The organism is Rheinheimera sp. UJ63, assembly GCF_021568285.1.
Lineage (GTDB): Bacteria > Pseudomonadota > Gammaproteobacteria > Enterobacterales > Alteromonadaceae > Alishewanella > Alishewanella maricola.
Genome location: NZ_JAKGTQ010000002.1, coordinates 345,405 through 370,096 on the forward strand (window position 1 = coordinate 345,405; position 24,692 = coordinate 370,096).

The 24,692-nt window shown below is 40.4% G+C and carries 20 protein-coding genes; all 20 read left to right on the forward strand.

The genetic code is table 11. The features are described 5' to 3' along the window. The first annotated feature begins 12 nt into the window (after positions 1-12). The 20 genes from L1N97_RS07700 (at position 13) to L1N97_RS07795 (ending at position 24,656) form a co-directional block, all read left to right on the forward strand. The gene (locus tag L1N97_RS07700) at positions 13-1,356 is read left to right on the forward strand and encodes a capsule assembly Wzi family protein (RefSeq protein ID WP_236129370.1); all 1,344 of its coding nucleotides are present in this window, start codon (positions 13-15) and stop codon (positions 1,354-1,356) included. A gap of 104 nt (positions 1,357-1,460) precedes the next feature. Continuing rightward, the gene (gene rfaH / locus L1N97_RS07705; RefSeq protein ID WP_236129371.1) at positions 1,461-1,964 is read left to right on the forward strand and encodes a transcription/translation regulatory transformer protein RfaH; all 504 of its coding nucleotides are present in this window, start codon (positions 1,461-1,463) and stop codon (positions 1,962-1,964) included. A 187-nt stretch (positions 1,965-2,151) separates the two neighbouring features. Next, entirely contained in the window at positions 2,152-4,968 is a 2,817-nt protein-coding gene (locus tag L1N97_RS07710; protein WP_236129372.1) for a polysaccharide biosynthesis/export family protein, read from the forward strand. A 297-nt stretch (positions 4,969-5,265) separates the two neighbouring features. After that, positions 5,266-6,186 carry a Wzz/FepE/Etk N-terminal domain-containing protein gene (locus L1N97_RS07715; protein ID WP_236129373.1) on the forward strand — a complete coding sequence of 307 codons (921 nt, stop codon included), beginning with the start codon at positions 5,266-5,268 and terminating at the stop codon, positions 6,184-6,186. Between the two features lie 3 nt (positions 6,187-6,189). Further along, positions 6,190-7,311, forward strand: a complete 1,122-nt coding sequence (gene wecB / locus L1N97_RS07720; protein WP_236129374.1) for a non-hydrolyzing UDP-N-acetylglucosamine 2-epimerase — start codon at positions 6,190-6,192, stop codon at positions 7,309-7,311. A 3-nt stretch (positions 7,312-7,314) separates the two neighbouring features. Then, complete coding sequence (wecC, locus tag L1N97_RS07725; RefSeq protein ID WP_236129375.1) at positions 7,315-8,571, forward strand: UDP-N-acetyl-D-mannosamine dehydrogenase; 1,257 nt, start codon at positions 7,315-7,317, stop codon at positions 8,569-8,571. Further along, positions 8,568-9,641 carry a dTDP-glucose 4,6-dehydratase gene (gene rfbB, locus L1N97_RS07730; protein ID WP_236129376.1) on the forward strand — a complete coding sequence of 358 codons (1,074 nt, stop codon included), beginning with the start codon at positions 8,568-8,570 and terminating at the stop codon, positions 9,639-9,641. The genes wecC and rfbB overlap by 4 nt, the downstream gene beginning before the upstream one ends. A 3-nt stretch (positions 9,642-9,644) precedes the next feature. Then, positions 9,645-10,508, forward strand: coding sequence for a glucose-1-phosphate thymidylyltransferase RfbA (rfbA, locus tag L1N97_RS07735; RefSeq protein WP_236129377.1), 864 nt, complete (start codon positions 9,645-9,647; stop codon positions 10,506-10,508). Between the two features lie 125 nt (positions 10,509-10,633). Continuing rightward, entirely contained in the window at positions 10,634-11,683 is a 1,050-nt protein-coding gene (locus tag L1N97_RS07740) for a TDP-N-acetylfucosamine:lipid II N-acetylfucosaminyltransferase (protein ID WP_236129378.1), read from the forward strand. Further along, complete coding sequence (locus L1N97_RS07745; RefSeq protein ID WP_236129379.1) at positions 11,683-12,237, forward strand: acyltransferase; 555 nt, start codon at positions 11,683-11,685, stop codon at positions 12,235-12,237. Before L1N97_RS07740 ends, L1N97_RS07745 begins: the two co-directional genes overlap by 1 nt. 1 nt (position 12,238) lies before the next feature. Beyond that, positions 12,239-13,366, forward strand: a complete 1,128-nt coding sequence (rffA, locus tag L1N97_RS07750) for a dTDP-4-amino-4,6-dideoxygalactose transaminase (protein ID WP_236129380.1) — start codon at positions 12,239-12,241, stop codon at positions 13,364-13,366. Then, positions 13,363-14,766, forward strand: a complete 1,404-nt coding sequence (locus L1N97_RS07755) for a lipopolysaccharide biosynthesis protein (RefSeq protein WP_236129381.1) — start codon at positions 13,363-13,365, stop codon at positions 14,764-14,766. Before rffA ends, L1N97_RS07755 begins: the two co-directional genes overlap by 4 nt. A 784-nt stretch (positions 14,767-15,550) precedes the next feature. Beyond that, positions 15,551-16,942, forward strand: coding sequence for a hypothetical protein (locus L1N97_RS07760; RefSeq protein ID WP_236129382.1), 1,392 nt, complete (start codon positions 15,551-15,553; stop codon positions 16,940-16,942). A gap of 32 nt (positions 16,943-16,974) precedes the next feature. Beyond that, positions 16,975-18,096 carry a glycosyltransferase gene (locus L1N97_RS07765; RefSeq protein WP_236129383.1) on the forward strand — a complete coding sequence of 374 codons (1,122 nt, stop codon included), beginning with the start codon at positions 16,975-16,977 and terminating at the stop codon, positions 18,094-18,096. Positions 18,097-18,135: 39 nt separating this feature from the next. Next, complete coding sequence (locus L1N97_RS07770; RefSeq protein WP_236129384.1) at positions 18,136-19,239, forward strand: glycosyltransferase; 1,104 nt, start codon at positions 18,136-18,138, stop codon at positions 19,237-19,239. Continuing rightward, positions 19,239-20,273, forward strand: a complete 1,035-nt coding sequence (locus tag L1N97_RS07775) for a nucleoside-diphosphate sugar epimerase/dehydratase (RefSeq protein ID WP_236129385.1) — start codon at positions 19,239-19,241, stop codon at positions 20,271-20,273. The genes L1N97_RS07770 and L1N97_RS07775 overlap by 1 nt, the downstream gene beginning before the upstream one ends. 3 nt (positions 20,274-20,276) lie before the next feature. Continuing rightward, the gene (gene wbjC, locus L1N97_RS07780) at positions 20,277-21,383 is read left to right on the forward strand and encodes a UDP-2-acetamido-2,6-beta-L-arabino-hexul-4-ose reductase (RefSeq protein ID WP_236129386.1); all 1,107 of its coding nucleotides are present in this window, start codon (positions 20,277-20,279) and stop codon (positions 21,381-21,383) included. Between the two features lie 3 nt (positions 21,384-21,386). Beyond that, the gene (gene wecB / locus L1N97_RS07785) at positions 21,387-22,517 is read left to right on the forward strand and encodes a non-hydrolyzing UDP-N-acetylglucosamine 2-epimerase (protein ID WP_236129387.1); all 1,131 of its coding nucleotides are present in this window, start codon (positions 21,387-21,389) and stop codon (positions 22,515-22,517) included. 1 nt (position 22,518) lies between these two features. Beyond that, positions 22,519-23,730, forward strand: coding sequence for a glycosyltransferase family 4 protein (locus L1N97_RS07790; RefSeq protein ID WP_236129388.1), 1,212 nt, complete (start codon positions 22,519-22,521; stop codon positions 23,728-23,730). After that, positions 23,727-24,656: a UDP-glucose 4-epimerase family protein gene (locus L1N97_RS07795; protein WP_236129389.1), complete on the forward strand. Its 930-nt coding sequence runs from the start codon at positions 23,727-23,729 to the stop codon at positions 24,654-24,656. The genes L1N97_RS07790 and L1N97_RS07795 overlap by 4 nt, the downstream gene beginning before the upstream one ends. Positions 24,657-24,692: the final 36 nt, after the last annotated feature.

The following is a 24,692-nucleotide window of genomic DNA, read 5'->3' on the forward strand; positions in this document are numbered from 1 at the left end:
TTAAGCGAAACAATGCGGCTACTTACTACAGTTTTTATTGCCATCAGCAGTGCGCTGGTTTCACCCTACCTAAGTGCAGCGCCTTGGATAAAAACTGATGATCCTTATTTGCAGCAAAGCATTCAACAACTGGCCAACGCGGGCTTTATTGCTACACCGGTTAATACCTGGCCCATTATGTGGCAGCCAATTTTACAAGACTTAGCTCGAATCGATGTCGCTAGCCTTACTCCTGCGCAACAGCATGCTTATTATCGCATTCAATCAGCCGCCAGCTTTGCCCAAAACAACCAAATTAAAACCGTGGCGCTTCAAGGCGGCAATGAACCGCTAGGGCAGCAAGGTTTTGGCACGCAGTCGCAACAAAAAGCCCTGTTAAGCGTGGGGGCTGAACTTAAAGGCGGTAACTGGACAACCGGCATCTACCAGCAATTTCGGCATGATAGTTTTGATAGCAACAGTTACTCGAAAAATGACCGCAACTTTGATGGCAGCTACGCAGCTTATACCGCCGGTAATTGGGTACTTATTGCCGCCATGCAGCCACAATGGTGGGGGCCTGCCATACACAGTAGTTTTAACTTTAACAACCAGCAACGCCCAACCAAAAGCCTACAAGTTAGCCGCCTTAACCCCAACTTACCTTTATTAGAAAGCACCGAGTGGCTTGGGCCAGTAAGTTTTAACATGCAACTCGGCAGCTTTGCTGGCACAGCACCACTGCGGCATGCAAATTACATGGCTACTCGCTTGGGCTTAAAACCTATCAGCAAACTTGAATTGGGTTTCTCTGCTCGCAGAATAGCACCGCGTATTGAAGAGCATGATCTCAACCAGCCTTACAGCAACTTACTGCCAGAAGACGATTTCAGCACCGTGGGTATGGATGTGCGCTATCATCTTAATGCCGTAAGCGCTATTTATGCTGAAGCGTCGCAACAACAAGGTAATAATTCCTCAACCGGTTGGTTGTTAGGCAGCCATTATCACTTAGGCAACCAAGCGGTATTGCTGCGTTTTTTTGCTGAATACCAACGTATCCCGGCACAATACAATCAATGGCTATTTATTAACCCCGGTATGGACAACGCCGCCTTAAAAAACGAGTGGGTTGTTGGCACACACATCACCACACCCAACGGCCAAGCGGGCTACGTTAAACTTAGCCACAGCAATTATGTTGATGATATCAGCCCAAGCCAATTTCAACGTGCGGTAACGCTGCACGCCGGCTACCAACAACCCCTATTAAAAGGCTTACTGTTTTTAGATTATCAGCTGCAAAAAGGCACACTTGCCGCAGATGAAACCGACTTTAATCACAAAGCCAGTGCAAGATGGGAATGGCGCTGGTAATGCTGTTAAATACATCAGTTAACACGGTGGTTGCACTAAACCATTTGACGCAACACCGCTACATCCGTAATATCTGCGCCGCACAACACAGGACGCGTTAAGTTATGGATAACTGGTATTTGCTTTACAGCAAGCCCAAGCAAGAAACTCGAGCACAGCAACACCTTGCTAATCAAGGCTTTGAAAGCTTTGTGCCGCATATCCATATCAGCAAAATTCGCGCGGGTAAAACCATAACGAAAACTGAACCCCTGTTTCCGCGTTATATCTTTTTAAAAGCCGGTTCCGATATCAACCTGGGTACTATCCGTAGCACCCGAGGTGTAGCGGGCTTTGTAAAATTTGGCCAAAGCCTGGCAACCGTGCCAGCAGAACTCATTCAAACCTTACTTACCCAACAAATTCAATTACAACAAGAAACACCGGCACACCCATTTAAAGTAGGGCAGCCACTTGAGGTATTAACAGGGCCTTTTGCGAGCCTTAATGCGGTATTTCAACAAGCCGATGGCGACAGCCGCAGCATTATTTTAGTAAGCTTTTTAGGTCAACAAGTTAAATTAGCCATTAATAATACGAGTTTGGCCAGCAGGTCTGCGGCTGGGTAAATCAAACGCTTATTACAAATAAATACCGTTAGTAGCAGCAAAAACGCGTGGTTTTAAGCTATAATCCCGCGCTTGATCAAATAGAATTTTAGTTCTGGGGCGCTTAACTCAGTGGCGGTAGCGTGCCTAAACACCTGAAAATGGTCATAAATAATTTTCGCATCAACAACAATACGGAAGCATTTGCATGAGGTTGTCTACACGTTTTTTCCGCACTTTAGCTTTTAGTGCTGCCGCAGTGCTGTTTACTGCCAGCGCCACAGCTCAAATTTCTGCGGCACAAATTGAACAATTTAAACAACTTCCTCGAGCACAACAGGAAGCCTTAGCCGCACAATACGGTGTCGATCTTAATCAGTTAACAGGGCAGGCTAATACCCAAGCCGCCACGCCAGCACCCAGCTTGCAACAGCTTACGCCGATGCGCCAAGTCACCGCTCCTGAAAACGACAACAGTATTGAAACGGCAACAGGCATGCTGGATAAGTCAACAGATGACACTTTCGACACTGCTACGTCAAAACAAAAACCGCGCAATTTAAGACAAAGCCTAAAGCAATTTGGTTACGATTTATTCGCCGGCTCACCCACTACCTTTGCCCCTATCTCTGATGCACCAGTACCGGTAAATTACGTAGTAGGCCCCGGCGACACCATCCGTATTCAGTTATACGGTAAAGAAAACCTGCAGCAAGAGCTTACCGTTGATCGCAACGGCCAAATCTTCTTCCCCAATATTGGCCCCTTAATGGTAACCGGTTTAACCTTTAACGAATTAAAACAAAACCTGAATGCCGTTGTTGAACAACAAATGATTGGTAACCAAATTAACGTTACCATGGGCTCGTTACGCTCAATTCGGGTATTCGTTTTAGGCGAAGCGTTTCAACCGGGCGCCTATACCATTAGCTCGTTATCAACCGCTACGCATGCCGTGTTAGCGGCCGGTGGCGTTAAAAAAATTGGCTCGTTGCGTAATATCGAAATTAAACGCAGTGGCAAAACCGTCGCCAAGCTTGATTTGTATGACTTGTTATTACGTGGCGATACCTCTGGCGATGTTACCTTGCAGCCAGGTGATGTGGTGTTTATTCCAACGGTAGAGCGCACGGTTGGCATCGGCGGTGAAGTATTACGCCCGGCTATTTATGAGCTTAAAAATGAAAAAACCGCTAACGACATTGTTCGTTTAGCCGGTGGTTTTTTACCTACTGCATTCCCAGCAGCCTCACGTTTAGAGCGCATTGATCGTAATGGCGCAAAATTATTAAAAGACATAGACTTAACACAAGACAGCGGTAAAAACGCTGCACTGTGGCAAGGTGATATTATTGAAGTGTATTCGGTGCTTGATCAAATCGATAACATTGTTAAGCTAACCGGCCATGTACATCGCCCAGGCGGTTTTGGCTGGCGCCAAGGTATGCGTATTAGCGATGTACTGCCCGATATCCGCGAGCTTTTACCAAACCCCGATTTAAACTACGGTATTATTCGCCGTGAAACCTTTCCCACGCGAGAAATTGAAGTTATTGCTTTTAACCCTGGCCGTGCCATTACGCAACCTGCTTCAGCAGCCAACTTAGCTTTACAGCCGCGCGATACCCTGTATTTATTTGGCAGCAACGACAACCGCGAAGAGCGTTTAGCCTCGTTAATTACCGAGCTGCGCGATCAAGCCCGCTTTTTACAACCGCCTAAAGTGGTTTCGCTACGTGGTTATAGCCGTTTCAGCGGTGAGTTCCCGTTAACAGAGGGCATGACACTAGGCAACTTGCTACAAGCCGGTTTTGACCTTGACCAGTTTGCCGATAAAAACTATGCCTTATTAGCCCGTTTTAATAGCCAAACAGTAAAAACCAGTGTGCAAGTAGTCTCTTTGGCCGAGCCAAGCAGCTTAGCTATTCAACTACAAGCGCTAGATAAGCTGTATGTATTCTCCATGACAGAGCCACGTGAGCCTATTATCGTTAATTTGGTGGAACGTTTACTGCAGCAAGCCGATAAAGACGTACCGCAATTAGTAGTAAATATTGAAGGCGATGTGCGTTTCCCTGGCCGCTACCCATTAACTGCGGGTATGTCGGCACAACAACTTATCGAAGTAGCCGGTGGTTTTAAAGAATCCAGTTATGCCGTTACCGCCGAGCTAACCAGTCGCACTACCGATGGCAGCACCATGTTTAGCACTCAGCATCGTGAGCTACCTTTAGCTGCTGCGGCTAATACCGCCTTAGCGCCGCTTGATACCTTACAAATAAAACGTATCCCAGATTGGCGTGAAAGCACCACCGTTAAATTAGTGGGCGAAGTGCAATTCCCGGGTACTTACACTATTAAACGTGGCGAGCGCTTAGCCGATGTGATTAACCGTGCCGGTGGTTTTAGCAACTTAGCGCACCCAGAAGCCACGGTATTTAGCCGCGCCAGTATTCGTGAAAACGAAGCGAAACAGTTAGCAGCACTGCGTTTAAGCTTACAGCAGCAGTTAGCGGCAGAAGCAGTTACTGCTACAGGTAATAACAACACGGTAGCGGAAGCAGAAGAGCTCAGCAGTAAATTAAATGAAACCCAAGCCATAGGTCGTTTAGTTATTGATATGAACGGTGCTTTAGCCGGCAATAACGGCCAAAATATTGAGCTAGAGAACGGCGATGAAATTTTTATTCCGCAGCGCCGTAATGCCATTAGCATTATTGGTGAGGTTCATAGCCCCTCTAGCCATGTATTTACCTCGGGTTTATCAGTGCAAGATTACTTAAACCGTGCCGGTGGCTTTAAACAGCGTGCCGACAAAGATGCGGTATATGTTATTAAAGCAGACGGCAGTGTAATGAACAGCACCAACAGCTGGTTTGCCTTAAACCGTAACCGTTTAGAGGCTGGCGATACCATCGTTGTACCGCTTAATACCGAATACAAAGACGGCTTAACCATTTGGGCCACTGCCACGCAAATTATTTACAACAGTGCGGTGGCTATAGCGGCTATTGCAACGCTGTAATTTTTTGAAGTGACGAGTGACGAGTTGCCCTTGGCAACAGTGACTGACCTAAAGGGCCTAGTCACCGTTCGCGCAGTGAACTAGTCACTACTTAAACACCGTTACCGCTGCCAGAGGCAGCTAGTAACCGCTGGCTTTGCCAGCTAGTAACCGCTGGCTTTGCCAGCTAGTTACTGTTCGTAAAACGAACTAGTCACTACTTAACAACCGTTACCGCTGCCTATGGCAGCAAGTGACCGCTGGCATAGCCAGCTAGTTACCGCTCGCACAGCGAGCTTGTTACCCTAAAGGAACACCATGACTGAAAATGTTCAACACACCCAAGCTGCCGACGACGAAATCGACCTGCGCGAGCTCTTTGCCGCCATTTGGCAAGGTAAGTGGATTATTGCTGGCACTACCTTTGTGTTTGCCGTTTTGTCGGTTTTTTATGCGATAAGTTTGCCAAACATATACAGCAGCGAAGCCTTACTTTCCCCTGTAACAGAAAATAGCAGTATGGCGTTGCCCGGTCAGCTGGGTGGGCTAGCAGCCTTGGCTGGCGTAAATTTACGCGGTAGAGGAAACGATAAATCAGCTTTAGCTCTTGAGGTGTTAAAAAGCAGAGATTTTATGGGCCGTTTTATTGAAAAATACGACTTGTTTGTACCGGTAATGGCCGCAAAAGGCTGGAACCGCGCTGACGATAGTTTAGTTATTAATAACAAGCTTTTTGATGCAGATACCGGCGAGTGGGTAAGAAAAGCAATCCCCCCCATGACACCACAACCGAGTATTCAACAAACGTATGCTAAATTTATGCGCTTAGTCAGCGTATCTCAGGATAAAAACACCGGTATGGTTAGACTAAGTGTGCAGCATTTTTCACCTTCTTTAGCTAAAATTTGGGCAGAAAAATTGGTATTAGAGATCAACGAAGAAATGCGAAACAGAGACTTGAGCGAAGCGCAACGAAGCATTAGTTACTTAAATGAGCAAATTTCTCAAACAAATTTAGCGGATGCCAAAGCGATGCTGTTCTCTTTAATAGAAGAGCAAACCAAAACATTAATGTTGGCTAACGTACGTAGTGAATATGTATTTAAAACTATTGACCCAGCGGTTGTATCAGAGCGAAAAGCTAAACCAGCCAGAGCACTAATTTGTGTTTTGGGCGTTATGCTTGGTGGTATGTTGTCAGTATTGTTTGTTTTAATCCGCTATTTTTCTAAGAAGTAAAAAATGAAAGTTTTAACTGTATTTGGTACCCGCCCTGAAGCCATTAAAATGGCACCTTTGGTGCATGCTTTGGCGGCAGATAGCCGCTTTCAAGCTAAAGTATGCGTAACAGCGCAGCACCGTGAAATGCTTGATCAGGTTTTGGCTTTATTTGAAATAAAACCAGACTATGACTTAAACATTATGAAAGCTGGGCAAACGCTCACCGATGTTACAACTGGCATTCTAAAAGGGTTGCAACCCGTTCTCAGCGAATTTATGCCTGATGTTGTGTTAGTACATGGCGATACTGCTACTACTTTGGCTTGCTCTTTAGCAGCGTACTATCAGCAAATTAAATTAGGACACGTAGAGGCAGGATTACGCACGGGTAATATCTACAGCCCCTGGCCAGAGGAAGGCAACCGCAAGCTTACCGGCGCTTTGGCAAGCTACCATTTCGCCCCAACTATTACCTCGCAACAAAATCTGTTAGCGGAAAATGTTAACTCTGCAAGTATTAGCGTTACAGGTAACACCGTTATCGATGCGTTATTGCTAGTTAAACAAAAAATTGAACAAAATACTGAGCTTGCCAATACTTTAACCAGCCGATACCCGTTTTTAGATAATAACAAAAAAATGATTCTGGTAACCGGGCATCGCCGCGAAAGTTTTGGCGGTGGATTCGAGCGTATCTGCGAAGCACTGCGACAAATTGCAGTTAACTACTCAAATTGCCAAATTGTTTACCCTGTGCACTTAAACCCCAATGTACAAGAACCGGTAAACCGTTTACTAGCTGGCTTAAGCAATGTGTTTTTAATTGAGCCACAAGACTATTTACCCTTTGTTTATTTAATGATGCGTTCGCACATTATTTTAACTGACTCTGGTGGCATTCAAGAAGAGGCGCCTTCGCTGGGGAAACCCGTATTAGTTATGCGTGAAACTACAGAGCGACCTGAAGCTGTGTCTGCCGGCACGGTAAAATTAGTCGGCACTGACGTTGAAAAAATTACTACAGAAGTAGGTACTTTGCTTACCGATGAAGCCGCTTACAACGCTATGAGTCGTGCCCACAATCCATATGGCGATGGCAAAGCTTGCCAACGCATTCTCGATACGCTTATTCAAGGTAAGTAATTTATGAAGTTTTCATCTTTATCAGTAATTGGCCTCGGTTATATTGGCTTGCCTACAGCAGCCGTTTTTGCTTCTCGTAAAATCAAGGTTGTTGGTGTTGATGTTAACCAAAAAGCGGTTGATATCATTAACCAGGGTAAAATTCATATTGTAGAGCCTGATCTTGATATTGCTGTACATGCTGCAGTAACTGAAGGGTACTTAAGAGCCACCACTATTCCTGAAGCCGCAGATGCTTTTATTGTTGCAGTACCTACGCCTTTTAAAGGTGATAACCACGAGCCAGACTTAAGCTATATAGAATCTGCTAGCAAAGCCATTGCGCCAGTATTGCAAAAGGGTAACTTGGTGATATTGGAGTCGACTTCACCGGTTGGCGCTACAGAGCAAATGGCCGCGTGGTTTGCAGAGGCAAGGCCTGATTTAACCTTTCCGCAAACACATGGTGAAGACTCTGATATTCGGGTTGCACATTGCCCAGAACGTGTTTTACCCGGCCATGTAATGAGAGAGTTGATTGAGAATGATCGGGTAATTGGTGGTATGACGGCAAAGTGCTCAGCTGCATCTGTAGCTTTATATAAAAGCTTTGTTCAAGGCGAATGCGTAATCACCAACGCCCGCACTGCTGAAATGGCAAAACTTACAGAGAACAGCTTTCGGGATGTAAATATTGCCTTTGCCAATGAACTGTCTATGATTTGTGATAAGTTGGACATCAATGTTTGGGAGCTTATTAAGCTCGCAAACCGCCACCCACGAGTAAATATTTTGCAACCTGGCCCTGGTGTCGGTGGCCATTGTATCGCGGTCGACCCCTGGTTTATTGTTAGTAAAACACCTGAACAAGCAAGGCTGATTCGTACTGCACGCGAAGTAAACGACAGCAAGCCTGAGTGGGTTATTAATAAAGTCAAAATTGCTATTGCTGATTTTCTGCAAGCTAACCCGACCAAAACTGCCAAAGATGTGACGGTTGCTTGTTATGGTTTAGCATTTAAGCCAGATATTGATGATTTACGTGAAAGCCCTGCTTGCTCGATTTCTCAGCAAATTGCCAATCTTCATTCAGGTACAGTGTTGTTAGTCGAACCTAACATAGAGAGTTTGCCTACTAAATTAAACCGTCATAAGTTGGTAGCGACTGATTTAGCTTATGCCACAGCGGATATACATGTTCTTCTAGTTGATCATAAAGAGTTTAAACAGCAAGGACCAACTAGCGACCTAGTGGTAGATACAAAAGGGATATGGAAATGAAGTTGTTGATAACAGGTGGTGCAGGCTTTATCGGCTCTGCAGTTGTGCGCCATATTATTAATAACACATCAAATAGTGTTGTTAATGTAGATAAGCTGACTTATGCAGGCAACCTGAATTCGGTAGCGGCTGTTGCCAACAACGAGCGCTATGTATTTGAACAGACTGATATTTGTGATGCTGCTGCCATGACAGCTGTATTTGAAAAGCATCAGCCAGATGCGGTAATGCACTTGGCTGCAGAAAGCCATGTAGACCGTTCTATCGACGGCCCGGCAGCTTTTATTGAAACCAATATAGTAGGTACTTACACTTTATTGGAAGCGGCTCGAAATTATTGGAAAGCCTTACCAGAGGCTCGTAAAACAGCTTTTCGCTTTCACCATATTTCAACGGATGAAGTCTATGGTGATCTCCATGGCACGGATGACTTATTTACAGAAACCACTCCTTACGCGCCAAGCAGTCCTTATTCTGCCAGCAAAGCCAGTTCTGACCACTTAGTAAGGGCGTGGCAGCGTACTTATGGCTTGCCCGTGGTTGTCACTAATTGCTCTAACAATTACGGCCCATACCATTTTCCGGAAAAATTGATACCGCTGATTATTTTAAATGCGATAGCGGGCAAGCCTCTGCCGGTATACGGCAAAGGTAACCAAATCCGTGATTGGCTTTACGTTGAAGACCATGCCCGTGCACTTTATAAGGTAGTCTCTGAAGGTGTTGTTGGTGAAACCTACAATATCGGTGGCCACAACGAAAAACAAAATATCGAAGTAGTGCGTGCTATTTGTGAACTGATGGACGAACTTGCTCCAATGCACGAACGCGGTTACCCACTAAACACTAAACACTCATCACTCATCACTCACGTAACGGATCGTCCAGGCCACGACCTGCGATATGCCATAGACGCTAGCAAAATTGAGCGTGAACTAGGCTGGAAGCCAGCAGAAACCTTTGAATCTGGCTTGCGTAAAACTGTGCAGTGGTATCTTGAGAACAAAGTGTGGTGGCAGGCAGTGCTGGATGGCAGTTATCAGTTCGAGCGTTTAGGGCAGGGAGTTTAAACAATGAAAGGTATAGTGTTAGCCGGTGGTTCAGGGACTAGGCTTTATCCGATAACTCGTGGTGTGTCTAAGCAGCTGTTACCAGTTTATGACAAACCAATGATTTACTATCCACTATCTGTTCTTATGTTGGCAGGGATAAACGATATCCTTGTTATAACCACACCAGATGATCAGGCAGGCTTTATTCGTATGTTAGGTGACGGTTCTGAATTTGGTATTAAGTTAAGTTATGCAATTCAACTAAGCCCTGATGGACTTGCGCAAGCTTTTACTATTGGCGAAGATTTTATTGGTAATGACAGTGTGTGCCTCGTTCTTGGCGACAACATCTTTTGGGGGCAAGGTTTCACCCCGATTCTCAAGCGTGCCAGAAGCAGATCTTTTGGTGCAACGGTTTTTGGCTATGAAGTTAAAAAACCTAATCGTTTTGGTGTGGTTGAGTTTGACCAAAATCAAAAAGCTATCAGTATCGAAGAAAAACCAGAAAATCCCAAATCCAATTTCGCGGTAACCGGTTTATATTTCTACGATAATGACGTAGTCGAAATTGCTAAACAGGTCAAACCCAGTCTGCGTGGTGAACTTGAAATTACAACAATTAACCAAATGTACATGGAGCGAGGCGATTTAAATGTCGAACTTCTAGGAAGAGGTTTTGCATGGTTAGATACAGGTACACATGAAAGCCTATTAGAGGCAGCGATGTTTGTCGAAACGATTGAAAAACGACAAGGCTTTAAAATAGCTTGTTTAGAAGAAATCGCATGGCGCAACGGATGGCTCAGCAGCGATCAAGTTGCTAAAACTGCTAAAGCACTTAGTAAAAACAGTTATGGACGCTATTTATCGGATTTAATCAAATGAAACCAGTAATAACTATCTAAGAAGTGAAACCTTGAATCATTTAGTCAAAACGTTAGCGATCATAGAGAATTTCAGCAAACTAATGCATTTTATTGATTTGACGACAACAAATACCAAGATTTTTTATGAATAAAAAAATCCTTCATATTGCCTACAATGATGATAAATTCATGCCGCAGTTTATTGAGTTTGTTAAATTGCACTTCGACTTTAATGAGCATGAATTTCTTCTCACCGGGCGCATGGTGCAAGATAAGATCAAACGCTATCCAAATATTCAATTAGCGGAAAGATCCATTCCGGGGTATTTTAAGCACTATGGCAAAAGCATTATTAAAATGCACCAAGCCCAAAAAGTTATCTTACATGGTATGTTTGATATCAAATTGGTTTATATTTTATTTTTTATGCCTTGGCTGCTCAAAAAATGCTATTGGTTCATTTGGGGTGGTGATTTATATGAATATAAACTTCGCGAAACTAATTTTAGGTGGAAACTTTTGGATGATATTGTCCGTCGACCTGTCATAAAAAACATAGGACACTTGATAACGTACATAAAAGGTGATTACGAGCTCGCAAAGCAATGGTACAGTGCAAAAGGTAAATATCACGAGTGCATTATGTACACCAGTAATCTTTACAGAGAATATGAAATACCACAAAAGCAAAACAGCTGTGTCAATATTCTAGTTGGAAACTCCGCGGATCCAAGCAACAACCATATAGATGCGTTTGACAAACTTGAAGCCTTATCAGGAAAAGACATTAAAATTTACGTACCACTATCTTATGGGAATCCAGATTATGCAAAGATGATAATTGAACAGGGTCATCGGCGCTTTGGCGAAAAATTTGAAGCGCTAACAGAATATATGCCGTTTAACAAATACCTCGAATTTCTTGGTAAGATTGACATAGCTATTTTTAATCATAAGCGCCAACAAGCCATGGGTAATACTATTACGCTGTTAGGTTTAGGTAAAAAGGTATTTATGCGGAGAGATGTAACACCGTGGGCTTTTTTTAAAAGCAATGGTATTACGGTTTACGATATTAAAGATTTATCGTTGTTTGATTCTGCAAATAGAGAAATTGAAGCAAACAAGCATATAGTTAAATCCTACTTTTCTGAGAAAACATTTTTGAACCAATTGCGTGAGATATTTAATTAATGGCTTATTTAAGTGAAGAACAATTAACTAAGATGGGGTTCAAATCACTCGGTAAGGGCGTAAAAATAAGCGAAGGTGCTAGTATTTATAATGCTGATTTAATTGAAATTGGCGATTTTTCTAGAATAGATGATTTTTGCGTGGTTTCCGGGAATGTTAAAATTGGACGAAACGTACACATAACCCCACATTGTTTACTTGCAGGTGGAATCCCAGGGCTCTTGATTGAAGACTTTGCAACATTGGCTTATGGGGTAAAAGTCTTCACGCAGTCTGACGATTACTCAGGTGCCACAATGACAAATTCAACAGTACCCAAGCAATATAAAAATGAATTGATGTTACCTGTATACATTGGAAGGCATTCAATTATTGGCGCTGGTGCTATAATAATGCCTGGTGTTAATATTGCTGAAGGTAATTCTGTAGGGGCAAACTCTCTAGTTTTGAAATCAACTGATAGTTGGTCGATTTATGTGGGTTCACCAGCAAAAAAAATTAAAGAACGAAAAAAAGATCTACTTAAATTAGAAAAGAAATTCTTAGAGAGCTAATATGATACCTTTCAATAAACCACCTTTAACCGGCAATGAGCAAAAGTATGTTTTGCAAGCAATACAAAGTAGTAAAATTTCAGGCGATGGTTTTTTTGGTAAAAAATGCCAAACATGGTTTGAGCTTAAGCTAGGTTGCCTAAAAACATTACTAACGCCCTCTTGCACAGCCGCATTAGAAATGGCAGCAATATTGATCGACATTCAGCCGGGCGATGAGGTGATTATGCCAAGTTACACCTTTGTTAGCACGGCTAATGCGTTTGTTTTACGCGGCGCAAAAATTGTCTTTGTGGACATTCGCCCTGATACCATGAATATAGATGAGGCTAAAATAGAAGAGGCCATTACCCCTAATACAAAAGCGATTGTTCCAGTACACTATGCGGGGGTAAGCTGCGAGATGGATGCTATTATGGACATAGCCAACCGTTATGGCTTGTTTGTGGTTGAAGATGCAGCGCAAGGCATGATGAGCAAATACAAAGGTAAACCATTGGGAACAATCGGGCATTTGGGCGCGTTTAGTTTTCATGAAACTAAAAACTACACTAGTGGTGGCGAAGGTGGTTTATTACTCATCAATGACCAGCGGTTTTTGCAACGAGCAGAAGTGGTTCGCGAAAAAGGTACAAATCGCAGCCAGTTTTTTCGTGGTCAGGTCGATAAATATACTTGGGTCGATGTGGGAAGCAGTTATTTGCCTAGCGAGCTTCAAGCCGCGTTTTTGTGGGGGCAGTTAGAAAAAGCAAATGAAATCAATCTAAACCGTTTGGCAACCTGGAATGCTTATCACGATTTGTTTAAGCAGTTACCTTTAGGTGAATGTTCTTTGCCTACAGTTCCAGATAATTGTCAACACAACGCGCATATGTTTTATATTAAATTGAAAAATCTCGATCAACGTACCCAATTTATTGAGCATCTAAAAGCTCACGATATTAGCGCCGTATTCCACTATATTCCACTTCACTCTGCTCCTGCTGGATTAAGTTTTACTAAGTTTAACGGTAAAGACCAACATACTACAAACGAGAGTGAACGGCTTGCAAGGCTACCTATCTACTTTGGTATGAGTGCTAAAGAACAGTCTCAAGTTGCCAAAGCTGTAGTGGAGTTTTTTGCTTGAACGCAAAAAAAATTTTCTATTTCGCAATTGGGCCAATCGGTGCAGCTATATTAGGGCTGATTACTTTACCAATTGTAGCGTGGATATTTTCACCAGATGATATTGGGCGTTTAACCATGCTCAATGTAGCAGTGGGCTTTTCATTGTTACTGTTTAGCTTGGGTTTGGATCAAGCATATGTGCGTGAGTTTCATGAGGTAAATGATAAACCTGGATTACTCAAAGCAGTCTTTTTGCCAGGGTTCATGATTCTAGTGATTCTTTTAGTTTGCCTTGGTTTTAGTCCTTTATCACCATCCTTAATTCTTTTTGACATCGATTCGTTTTTTATTAATTTTTTGCTTTATGCTGCGATTTTACTTTCGTTCGGTTCGCGTTTTTTGAGCCTAATACTCAGGATGCAAGAGCGCGGCTTAGCTTATTCCATGAGTCAGTTATTACCAAAAGTTATTTTTTTAGTTCTTTTACTGGGTTATTTATGGCTTGGTGCAGAAGCAATTTTTGATAACCTGATTATGGCGAATTTTTTATCAACATTTGCCGTTTTTATAATATACGCATGGAATGCACGGAAAGACTGGATACCCGCACTAACAGCTAGAATTAATATGGCTAAACAGTCAGAGATGATTCGTTATAGTATTCCTTTAATTGGAAGTGGTGTCGCTTTTTGGGGTTTAACGGCTATGGATAAGTTATTCTTGCGCGGTCTATCTAGCTTTGAAGAATTAGGCATTTATTCAATCGCTGTAAGTTTTGCAGGTGTAGCATTAGTCTTTCAAGCTATTTTTTCAACTGTCTGGGCCCCAGTAGTTTACAGATGGGCTGCTGAGGGCGTTGAGCCAGAAAAAATAAAAAATGTGATGGATTATGTCACGCTAGCCGTTGTTCTACTTTGGTCATTAGCTGGGATGTTTTCTTGGGCGGTACCTTACATCCTTCCTCCAGAATATAATAAAGTTCAATATATTCTTCTTGCAGCTATAGCTTTTCCATTACTTTATACGGTTTCTGAGTCAACAGGCATAGGTATTGGTATTAAACGAAAAACTATGTTTTCAATGTTAGCTGCCGTTGTCGCATTAATTGTTAATGCGCTTGGTAATTGGTTTTTAGTTCCTATTTATGGTGCATCTGGTGCTGCAATGGCTTCGGCGGTAGCATTTTTCATATTCTTCACCATTCGAACAGAAGCAAGCTCAAAACTATGGGTTAGTTTTGAACGTTTTCGGTTGTACGTGTTTATGATTTGGTTAGTTATGCTGAGTTTAATAATAAATATTTTGCGATTAAATGATTTTTTTTTGGTGGTTTTATACTTTTTTACTTTCATGTTATGTATATTATTTTTTAAAAAACAAATAAAGGAAGTTATAATCTGTGGATTAGAAAGATTTTAATAAATTAACTGATGTTGAGTTGTAAGATTTCCATATGAAATTATTATATTTTAAATATAAAAGCTGTTATTAATTATTTTTTATTACACTTAATCGAAAGGTGATTTGTTAAGGGAGTGATAAATGCTACTTGTAACATTTCTGTAGCTTAAATATAAGTAATTATGGCTTGTAAATTTAGTGTAGTAATCTTTCATTTGTGCCTTTTGTCCTGAATTCCAAATTGTGAGTTGGTTTAATATATCTTGGGAGACTAAAAGGTCAAAATAAGATTTCGACAGCTAGATGGGTAAAATGACTAAAACGTAGTTATGGAAATTTTTAATCTAAATTCAAGGAAAAGGTGGTTGAAATGGTGATTGACCTGCGCGTTTCGGTGATTTTGTACAGTAATTTCGGTGTATATTGACACTCTTAAAGCCAATATGGGCGATGTTAGTGCATATTGAGTTAACTCAGAGATAGAGCGATTTTTGGTAGATTAAAACGATTTTGGTTCGTCAAAGTAGAGCAAGCGTCATTTAAGAATAAAAAAATTTGAGTGACTATTTAAGTTATAACAAATTAGTTAAACTTACATACTGTAAATGGAAATTGTTACTTGTGGGGTATGATAACGAATTTATAAAAGTGCCAGCTTAAATCTAGCAGAGTAGTTTTAATTATTCAATTTATTTGGGTTTAAATCTAGCTATAAATCAAAAAATTCAAGTGTTTTTTTAATTAATCTTTTAAGGTAATAAAACGTTATGTTTTTAATAATATTAAAAATAAGTCATTTTTGATGAGAGTAACTGCAAACCCTATTCCGCTTTTTTTTATTTTTACATTTGTAGCGTTGTTTATTGTGCAAATGCATCCTGATTTGCTTATTTCTTCTTCTGGCTTCGTGGTTTTTTTGATTATAACTCTTCAATCATTTATATTTGTATTGTTCTCAAAAGGTCTATTGGGACAAACATATTGGGTCTTTTCGCTATTATTTTTTGGTATAGTCCCAATTATAGAAATTAATTATGGTGTCAAAAGCTATTTTGGTATGCCTAAATTAAGTGATTTTGATATCTTCAAAGCTGGTGTATATATTTTCTTTTTTAATTTAGTTTACGCTTCATTCTATGCTTTATCATTTTTTAAAAAAAGTCATAATTTACTTTCTTATAACAAGTGTGGTTCGCCTCACCAAGCTAGCTTATTAAGTAACGTTATTAACCAAAATTTGTGTTTTTTTGTTTTCTTTGCGACTGGTATTTCTTGTTTTGTTTTGGTTTTCGATGAACTTGGTAGGAATATATTAGCTTTGTTCTTTAGAGGTGGTGATTTTGTAACTGAGTCGCAAGATTGGGGGCCTAAAAAGTTAATTATTGAAAGGTTTATCAGGCCTCTACCAATGATTTGTTTTTTAAGTTTTTTTCTTCTTTATGGTTTAAAAAGAAAAATAAAAATTACTCTTTTGTTCCTTATTGCTCTGATAACAGCTTTTCCGACTTCTTTACCAAGATTTTTTGCTGCAGCTTTATACATTCCAATATTGTTCATAATTTTTCCTATCCTGAGAAGAGGCGTCAATTATTTTTACTTTTTAACGCTGTCAGTATTGTTCATCTTTCCTCTATTAAACTCATTTCGCAGGTTTTCAACTAATGAGGAGTTTAAGTTAGTTTCCATAGGTGATTTAAGATTCTTTGTAGAGGGGCACTTCGATTCATTTCAAACTTTTGCACAGGTAATGACTAATAATATTATAACTTATGGTAATCAATTGTTAATAGTTTTGTTTTTCTGGGTGCCAAGGAAGTATTGGCCTGACAAACCACTAAGTTCTGGTGTCGAAATTGGTCAGTCTTTAGGGGCTTATTTTACAAATATGAGTGCCAATATTTTTGCTGAAGGCTGGTTAAATTTTGGGTTTTTAGGGGCATTTCTTTTTGCAATATGCCTTGGTTGCATTACAAAATTCTTTGATTGTTATTTTAATCCGCTAATGAAGATTTCATTGAACTCTTTGAACCTTAGAGATAAGTTTTATGTTTTAAGCTATTTTATAATGGCACCAATGCTATTTATAACCTTGCGTGGTGATCTTGTGACAGGAGTTTCTAACATACTGGGTATTTTTACTGCGTGGTTTGTTGTATTTCTATTATCCAAAATGATTAATAAAAGTCGTTTTTAATATTAATTAATAATTAAAGGTTTGCTGTGAAAATGTCAAAAAAAAAGCTTGTATTTGTTACTAACATAATACCTCATTACAACGAATTTTTTTTCAACTCGATTTCAATGAAACTTTGTAATGAGTACGATGTTTATGTTATTGCCGATACTGATTCTGATGAAGATGTTTTTACTCTTAAAAAATCTAATAGGAAATATGAACTAATAAATATTCCATTTTATAGTTTTTATAATTTTTATTACAGGACGGGTTTAGTTAATACTATCAAGCAAATTAAAGCCGATAAAGTTGTCTTATATGCTAATCCTAAAGATATTTCTATATGGTTTTTGTTGTTTTATTTAAAGCTTTCAGGAATTTGGGCAGCTTCATATGGTATGTTTCATAGAATTGGTGGTATGAATATTTTTTCTCGCACAGCTTATAAGCTCTTTGGCTTCTTTTCAGCTAAATTATTTTGTTATTCACGTCGTGGTGCCTTAACATTAGAATCTATTGGTGTTGACAACAGCAAAATTAATATAATTGGCACTGCAATAGATAATGATTCAGAGATCGTTGAAATTTCTCAAATAGAAAAAGATGATTTTATCCGAAATAATCATCTATATAAAGCATCTGTTATTTTGCAGGTTGTGAGATTATCTAGCTACAAAAATCCTGGTTTCGTAATTGATGTTGCTCAAGAAATGCTCAAGAAAAATAGCAATATTGTTTTTGTTTTAATAGGTGGAGGTGAGCTTTTTGATGATCTTAATTCACGAGTTAAGTTTCTCGGACTCGAAAGTAATATTAAGCTTCTTGGTCCATGCTACGATAAGAAGGTTTTATCTTTGTGGTTTTCTGTAGCTAAAATTTCTGTTGTTCCAACTTGTATTGGTTTAAGTGCACATCACTCTTTAGGTTTTGGCGTTCCGGTTATGACAGATGATAGCATTGTTAATCAGGCATCCGAATTTGATATTCTCCAACATGGACTTAATGCCATAATTTACAGAGAAGGTGATCTTAGTGACTTCGTATCAAAGCTAGAAGCTTATTTGGATGATGTTGATCATCAATTATTTATGTCAGAAGCTTCTGTTAACACTATTCGCTACAACGCTAATATTCAATCTAAAGTTAACAACTTTATAAATGCTTTAAATTAGTTGAAGGTCACTGTATCAATGAAAAAAATATGTATAAACATGTCAAACTTACATAATGGAGGTGCTGTTCAGGTTGCTACTTCATTTCTAAGAGAAATTGTGAATCTTAAAAATTTCTTCGATTCTAAAGACATTACTATTTTAATTTCTACTGAAGTGAAGATAAATTTGTCTCATTCACTTCAGGATATTAAGTCGGTGTATAAGATTGTCGAGTTAGATGTTTTTGGATTAGGTGCTTTACTTCCATCTAAAAGAGTTATATTTTCAAATTTTGAATTAATCTTCACACTTTTTGGTCCTGACTATCTGCCATTTATAAAATCAAAAAAAATAGTTGGCTTCGCCCAGCCTTGGATAATTTATAACAATACAGTCCTTTACCAAAGACTTGGTTTTTTTTCTTCTATTAAGACAAGGCTAGGGTTTTGGATTAAAAAGCAGTTTTTTAAAACTGCTGATGTATATGTTGTTGAATTAGAACATGTTAAAAACGGAATGCTTTCTAAAGGTTTAGGCTCTAAAGAAAACATTCATATTGCATACAATTGTATTTCGAGGTCCTATATTGAATTAGATAACACTTTACTGTATTCAGGCTCGTTATCTAAAAAAAAATTTACTATTGGATTGATTTCGCGAAATTATTTTCACAAAAACATATGTATAATCCCCGAAGTCAAAGCTGTATTGCTGCATAAATATGGTAAAGATATTGATTTTTGTGTGACATTCAATGAGACTGAATTTAATTCTCATTCAGATTTTTTTCAACAAAATGTTATTAATTTAGGCCCCAAAAGTGTTGATGATTGTTTAGACACATATTTATCCTTCGATGCTGTTATTTTTCCTTCACTTCTAGAATGTTTTTCAGCAACTCCTCTTGAGGCGTTAGCTTCATGTCGAGTTTTATTTGCGTCTGACATGCCTTTTAATAGAGATGTTTGTGGTGAATATGCTTATTATTTTAATCCATTAGACCCAAATGATGCGGCTGAAGTAATTAGTAAATATATAGATGATAAGTGGGGACGAGATCTCGAGGAAAGACTTGCTGCTAGAATGTACGCTATCAAATTTTCCAGTCCAGTTGATCGTGCTTTAATATATGTAGATGTCATTAATAAGGTTTCTTTATAATGTTCAATAATAAAACACTTCTTATAACCGGCGGCACCGGTTCTTTTGGTAATGCCGTCCTGCGACGGTTTCTAGACACCGATATCGCAGAAATCCGTATTTTCAGCCGCGATGAGAAAAAACAAGATGATATGCGTAAAAAGTATAATCATCCTAAGCTGAAGTTTTACATCGGCGATGTACGTGATTATAACAGCGTGCTAAATGCGACCCGTGGTGTAGATTTTATTTACCATGCCGCTGCATTAAAGCAAGTACCAAGCTGTGAATTTTATCCTATGGAAGCGGTTAAAACTAATGTGGTAGGTACAGAGAATGTACTGGAAGCGGCCATTGTTAACGGTGTATCACGTGTTGTGTGCTTGAGTACCGATAAGGCTGTTTATCCTATTAATGCCATGGGTATTTCTAAAGCCATGATGGAAAAGGTGATGGTGGCTAAATCCCGTAACCTCGACCCGGCTAAAACCGTAATTTGTGGCACCCGTTATGGCAATGTTATGGCGTCGCGTGGCTCTGTTATTCCGCTGTTTGTTGACCTAGTGCGTGCCGGCAAGCCCATTACCATAACCGATCCAAATATGACGCGCTTTATGATGACACTAGAAGACGCAGTCGATCTGGTGTTGTATGCCTTTGAACATGGTGATAACGGCGATATCTTTGTACAAAAGGCGCCGGCGGCAACGATTGAAGTTTTAACTCACGCCTTGCTAGAGCTGATGCAAAAGTCTGAGCATCCGGTAAATGTTATTGGTACCCGCCATGGTGAAAAGTTGTTTGAAGCGCTATTAAGTCGCGAAGAGCGTGCTTGTGCTATTGATATGGGCGATTACTACCGTGTACCACCAGATAACCGTGATCTTAATTATGGTAAGTTTTTTGACCAAGGCGATCAAAAGATTAACGAGCTTGAAGATTACAACTCTCACAATACTGAGCGTTTAAACGTAGCCGGTATGAAGCAACTGCTGCTTAAGCTGGATTTTATTCAGGCAATAACCCGCGGTGAAATGGCAACAGCAGAGGATTAAATAATGAGAGTATTAGTAACCGGCGCTAATGGTTTTATTGGTAAAAACCTGATTATAAGTTTGCAGCGTAACCCTGATATTGAGGTGCTAAAGTTTACCCACGATATGGCGCTGGCAGATTTACCTGCATTAATTAATAACGCCGACTTTATCTTTCATTTAGCTGGAGTAAACCGCCCACTTGATGAAAATGACTTTGCCGTGGGTAATGCCGATCTTACAGCTGCCCTTTGCCATGCTATACGGCAAAGTGGCCGTAAAATCCCTATAGCGTTAACCTCGTCCATTCAGGCAGAGCGCAATAACGCCTATGGTAAAAGTAAGCTCATGGCCGAAATGCATTTGCTTAATTTGCACTTAGACACGGGCAATAAGGTTTATATTTATCGTTTGCCCAATGTGTTTGGTAAATGGTGTAAACCTAATTATAACTCGGCGGTGGCAACCTTTTGTCATAATATCAGCCGTGGTTTACCGATACAGGTGAACGATCCTTCTGCTAAATTACAGTTGGTGCATATTGGGGCTGTGGTAACGTCTTTTTTAAAGATTTTACGCCAACAATCAGAAGAGCAGCTATATGTCAGTGTTGATCCTGTTTATCAAGTCACTCTGGGTGAGTTAGTTGACCAGTTATACAAGTTCCGTGATAGCCGCGAAAGCCTGATCACAGAGCCGGTGGGTGAGGGTTTCACCCGTGTGTTGTACGCCACCTATATTAGCTATATCCCGCCAGATAAGTTTAATTACAGCCTAACCAAACATGAAGACAAGCGTGGCTGCTTTGTGGAAATGCTAAAAACCCGCGATTCAGGCCAATTTTCATTTTTTACTGCTCATCCAGGGGTAACCCGTGGTGGTCATTACCACCATGTTAAAACTGAAAAGTTTCTTGTGATTAAAGGTAAGGCACGTTTTGGATTTCGCCATATCGTTACCGATGAGGTGATCGAAATTTTTACCACCGGTGATATGCCTGAGATTGTGGAAACCGTTCCTGGTTGGTCACACGACATTACTAACATTGGCGATGATGAAATGGTGGTAATGCTGTGGGCGAATGAAAACTTTGATCGTGAACGCCCAGATACTGTTGCTTACAAGGTGTAATTAATGAACAAACTTAAAGTAATGACCGTAGTGGGCACCCGCCCGGAAATTATTCGGCTTTCTCGCGTTATGGCCGCACTGGATGCACATTGCGAGCATGTTATTGTTCATACCGGCCAGAACTACGATTTTGAGCTTAATCAGGTTTTCTTTGATGACTTAGGTGTACGCAAGCCCGATTACTTTTTAAATGCCGCAGGTAGCACCGGAGCTGAGACTATTGGTAATGTGATTATTGCCGTAGATAAAGTGCTGGCCGAAGTTAACCCCGACGCCATGATGGTGCTTGGCGATACCAATAGCTGTATGGCAGTTATCCCTGCCAAACGGCGTAAGATCCCTACATTCCATATGGAAGCAGGCAATCGTTGCTTTGATATGCGTGTTCCAGAGGAAATTAATCGTCGTATTGTTGATCATACTGCGGATATTAATCTTACCTATAGCAGCATTGCCCGCGACTACTTGCTGGCTGAAGGCATTCCGGCAGACCGTGTTATTAAAACCGGTAGCCCAATGTTTGAAGTGCTACACCATTATATGCCGCAAATTGATGGCTCAGATGTACTAAACCGCCTGGGTTTAACCGCGCGCGAGTTTTTTGTGATTAGTGCGCACCGGGAAGAAAACGTTGATTCACCAAAAAATTTACACAAACTTGCCGCTATTTTAAACGGCCTTGCTGAAAAATATGGATTGCCTGTCATAGTATCAACACATCCTCGTACTCGGAAGCGTATTGAAGAGCAAGGTTTAAGTTTTCATCCATTGGTACAGTTGTTGAAGCCGCTGGGCTTTCACGACTACAACAAACTACAAAAATCGGCTAAGACCGTTTTGTCTGATAGCGGCACCATTAGTGAAGAATCGTCCATTATGAACTTCCCGGCGCTAAACATTCGTGAAGCACATGAGCGGCCAGAAGCTTTTGAAGAAGCATCAGTGATGATGGTAGGGCTTGAAGTAGAACGCGTTTTTCAGGCTTTGCAGGTTCTTGATTCACAACCTTCTGGTGCAGTTCGTTTACTGCGGCCTGTATATGACTATAGTATGCCAAATGTGTCTGACAAGGTCGTCAGAATAATTCACAGTTACCGTGATTACGTTATGCGTGTGGTATGGAAGCAGTACTAACATGAGATTTGCTTTATTACCAGATGCTTATTTGCCTTCAAGCACTTTAGTTCATGCCAAAATGTTTCATGAGTTAGCGCATGAATTACAAAAAAATGGTCATCAGGTGGTTATTATTACCCCTGGTGAACCTGAGCAACAACTAAAACTGATTATCGATGTTTATGACGGTGTTGAGGTTTGGCGTTTTCGTACCGGTCGAACACGAGGAATTGGTAAGGTTAAACGAGCAATTAATGAATCATTGCTGCCCATTAATGCATGGCTTGCAATTAAGTCTAAAGTTAAAAAGCAGCCCTTTGATGCCTGTATCAACTATTCACCTACTATTTTCTTTGGTCCTTTAGCTAAGAGGCTTAAAGCACACGGTGCTTATGTGTATTTAATATTGCGAGACATGTTTCCGCAATGGGTAATCGATCAAGGGATGATTAAAGAAGGTTCATTAATTACACGTTATTTCCGTTATTTTGAACGTTTAAACTATCGGGCATCTGATTGTATTGGCGTTATGTCGGAAGCTAACCTTAAGCTTTTTAATCAGTTACATCCAGGATACTCTAATGTCAAAATTCTCATGAACTGGGCAGATACACGACCACTAGAACGTGAAAGTGTAGGTACTGATTGGCGTAAAGCTTGGGGGCTTGCTGATAAAATTGTGTTTTTTTATGGTGGAAACATTGGTCATGCTCAGGATATGGCAAATTTGATGCGTCTGGCGAAATCAATGATCAATATGCCAGAAGCACATTTTTTATTTGTAGGTCAAGGCGATGAAGTTAGTTTGATTCATCAACTTAAAGAGGAGTGGCAGCTAAGTAATGTCACTATTAAGCCTTCTGTATCGCAACAGGTTTATCGAGAATTATTAACGCAAACTGACATCGGTTTATTTTCACTGTCAGCAAAACATACTGCCCATAATTTCCCAGGTAAATTACTAGGCTACATGGTTGAGTCATTACCTATATTAGGGAGTGTTAATCGTGGAAATGATGTTATAGAGCTAATCAATCAACATAAGGCCGGTTTTGTTTTTGAGAATGGAGATGATGAGGCTTTTTTCTTGGCTGCCCAAAAGTTACTTTCTTCAACAGAGTTACGTGCTAATACAGGTATAGCTGCAAGGCAACTTCTCCAAAAATATTTTTCTGTTGAGTCTGTTGCTGGGCAGATTATTGAACAAGTTACTCTTGGAGAGAACTCTTGAATATCGTTGTTACCGGTCATACCGGTTTTGTCGGGCAAGCTTTAGTTAATGCTATATCTGAACATTCTTTGAGGTTGGTTGGTCGCAGAAAATTGCCAGAACAGACAGAAAAATTTTATGAAAAATCAATTAATCCAAAAACTGATTTTTCTGATTGTTTAGAAAGCGCTGATGTAGTTATTCATGCAGCTGCGAGAGTGCACGTAATGGAAGATGCAGCGGCAGATCCATTAGCCGCATATCGAGTGGTAAATGTAGATGGTACATTAAATTTAGCAAGTCAGGCCGCAGCGCTAGGTGTAAAGCGTTTTATCTTTATCAGCTCTATTAAAGTAAATGGCGAAGGTACTTTACCAGCTAGGCCCTACACCCCTTTTGACCAGACAAACGCATCAGATCCTTATGGCGTTTCCAAAGCTGAAGCTGAAGTTGGACTAAAGCAAATTGCAGCGGATACGGGAATGGAAGTCGTCGTCATTCGCCCACCATTGGTTTATGGCCCGGGAGTAAAAGCTAATTTTGCGGCGATGTTAAAATTTGCTAAGAAAAATCTACCATTACCTCTTGGTGCGATACATAACTGTCGTAGTATGGTTGCCTTAGATAATTTAGTCGATTTAATTATTACCTGTATCGACCATCCTAAAGCCGCTAATCAAACCTTTTTAGTGAGTGATGATCGGGATATTTCGACTACAGAATTATTACAAATGATGACTCGAGCAGCGGGCAAAAAGCCTTGGTTAATACCTTTGCCAATGAGTTGGTTCAAACTAGTTGGTAAGCTAACTGGGAAGCGAGCAATTGTTGATAGGCTTTGCGGCAACTTGCAGGTGGATATAAGGCATACAAAAGACACTTTAGGCTGGAAGCCGCCGGTCTCTGTAGAAGAGGGGATTAGTCGCTGTTTCGCAGCGAGTAAATAGTGTTAAGTATTGAGTGTTGATTTTTTTATTTTTGAG

Excerpts from the sequence above, each read along its gene's own strand:
- wecC (WP_236129375.1), top strand. The coding sequence starts at position 7,315 with ATGAAGTTTTCATCTTTATCAGTAATTGGCCTCGGTTATATTGGCTTG.
- rffA (WP_236129380.1), top strand. The coding sequence starts at position 12,239 with ATGATACCTTTCAATAAACCACCTTTAACCGGCAATGAGCAAAAGTAT.
- L1N97_RS07745 (WP_236129379.1), top strand. The coding sequence starts at position 11,683 with ATGGCTTATTTAAGTGAAGAACAATTAACTAAGATGGGGTTCAAATCA.
- L1N97_RS07760 (WP_236129382.1), top strand. The coding sequence starts at position 15,551 with ATGAGAGTAACTGCAAACCCTATTCCGCTTTTTTTTATTTTTACATTT.
- rfaH (WP_236129371.1), top strand. The coding sequence starts at position 1,461 with ATGGATAACTGGTATTTGCTTTACAGCAAGCCCAAGCAAGAAACTCGA.
- wecB (WP_236129387.1), top strand. The coding sequence starts at position 21,387 with ATGAACAAACTTAAAGTAATGACCGTAGTGGGCACCCGCCCGGAAATT.
- wecB (WP_236129374.1), top strand. The coding sequence starts at position 6,190 with ATGAAAGTTTTAACTGTATTTGGTACCCGCCCTGAAGCCATTAAAATG.
- L1N97_RS07765 (WP_236129383.1), top strand. The coding sequence starts at position 16,975 with ATGTCAAAAAAAAAGCTTGTATTTGTTACTAACATAATACCTCATTAC.
- L1N97_RS07710 (WP_236129372.1), top strand. The coding sequence starts at position 2,152 with ATGAGGTTGTCTACACGTTTTTTCCGCACTTTAGCTTTTAGTGCTGCC.
- L1N97_RS07775 (WP_236129385.1), top strand. The coding sequence starts at position 19,239 with ATGTTCAATAATAAAACACTTCTTATAACCGGCGGCACCGGTTCTTTT.
- wbjC (WP_236129386.1), top strand. The coding sequence starts at position 20,277 with ATGAGAGTATTAGTAACCGGCGCTAATGGTTTTATTGGTAAAAACCTG.
- L1N97_RS07740 (WP_236129378.1), top strand. The coding sequence starts at position 10,634 with ATGAATAAAAAAATCCTTCATATTGCCTACAATGATGATAAATTCATG.
- L1N97_RS07700 (WP_236129370.1), top strand. The coding sequence starts at position 13 with ATGCGGCTACTTACTACAGTTTTTATTGCCATCAGCAGTGCGCTGGTT.
- L1N97_RS07770 (WP_236129384.1), top strand. The coding sequence starts at position 18,136 with ATGTCAAACTTACATAATGGAGGTGCTGTTCAGGTTGCTACTTCATTT.
- rfbA (WP_236129377.1), top strand. The coding sequence starts at position 9,645 with ATGAAAGGTATAGTGTTAGCCGGTGGTTCAGGGACTAGGCTTTATCCG.
- L1N97_RS07715 (WP_236129373.1), top strand. The coding sequence starts at position 5,266 with ATGACTGAAAATGTTCAACACACCCAAGCTGCCGACGACGAAATCGAC.
- rfbB (WP_236129376.1), top strand. The coding sequence starts at position 8,568 with ATGAAGTTGTTGATAACAGGTGGTGCAGGCTTTATCGGCTCTGCAGTT.
- L1N97_RS07790 (WP_236129388.1), top strand. The coding sequence starts at position 22,519 with ATGAGATTTGCTTTATTACCAGATGCTTATTTGCCTTCAAGCACTTTA.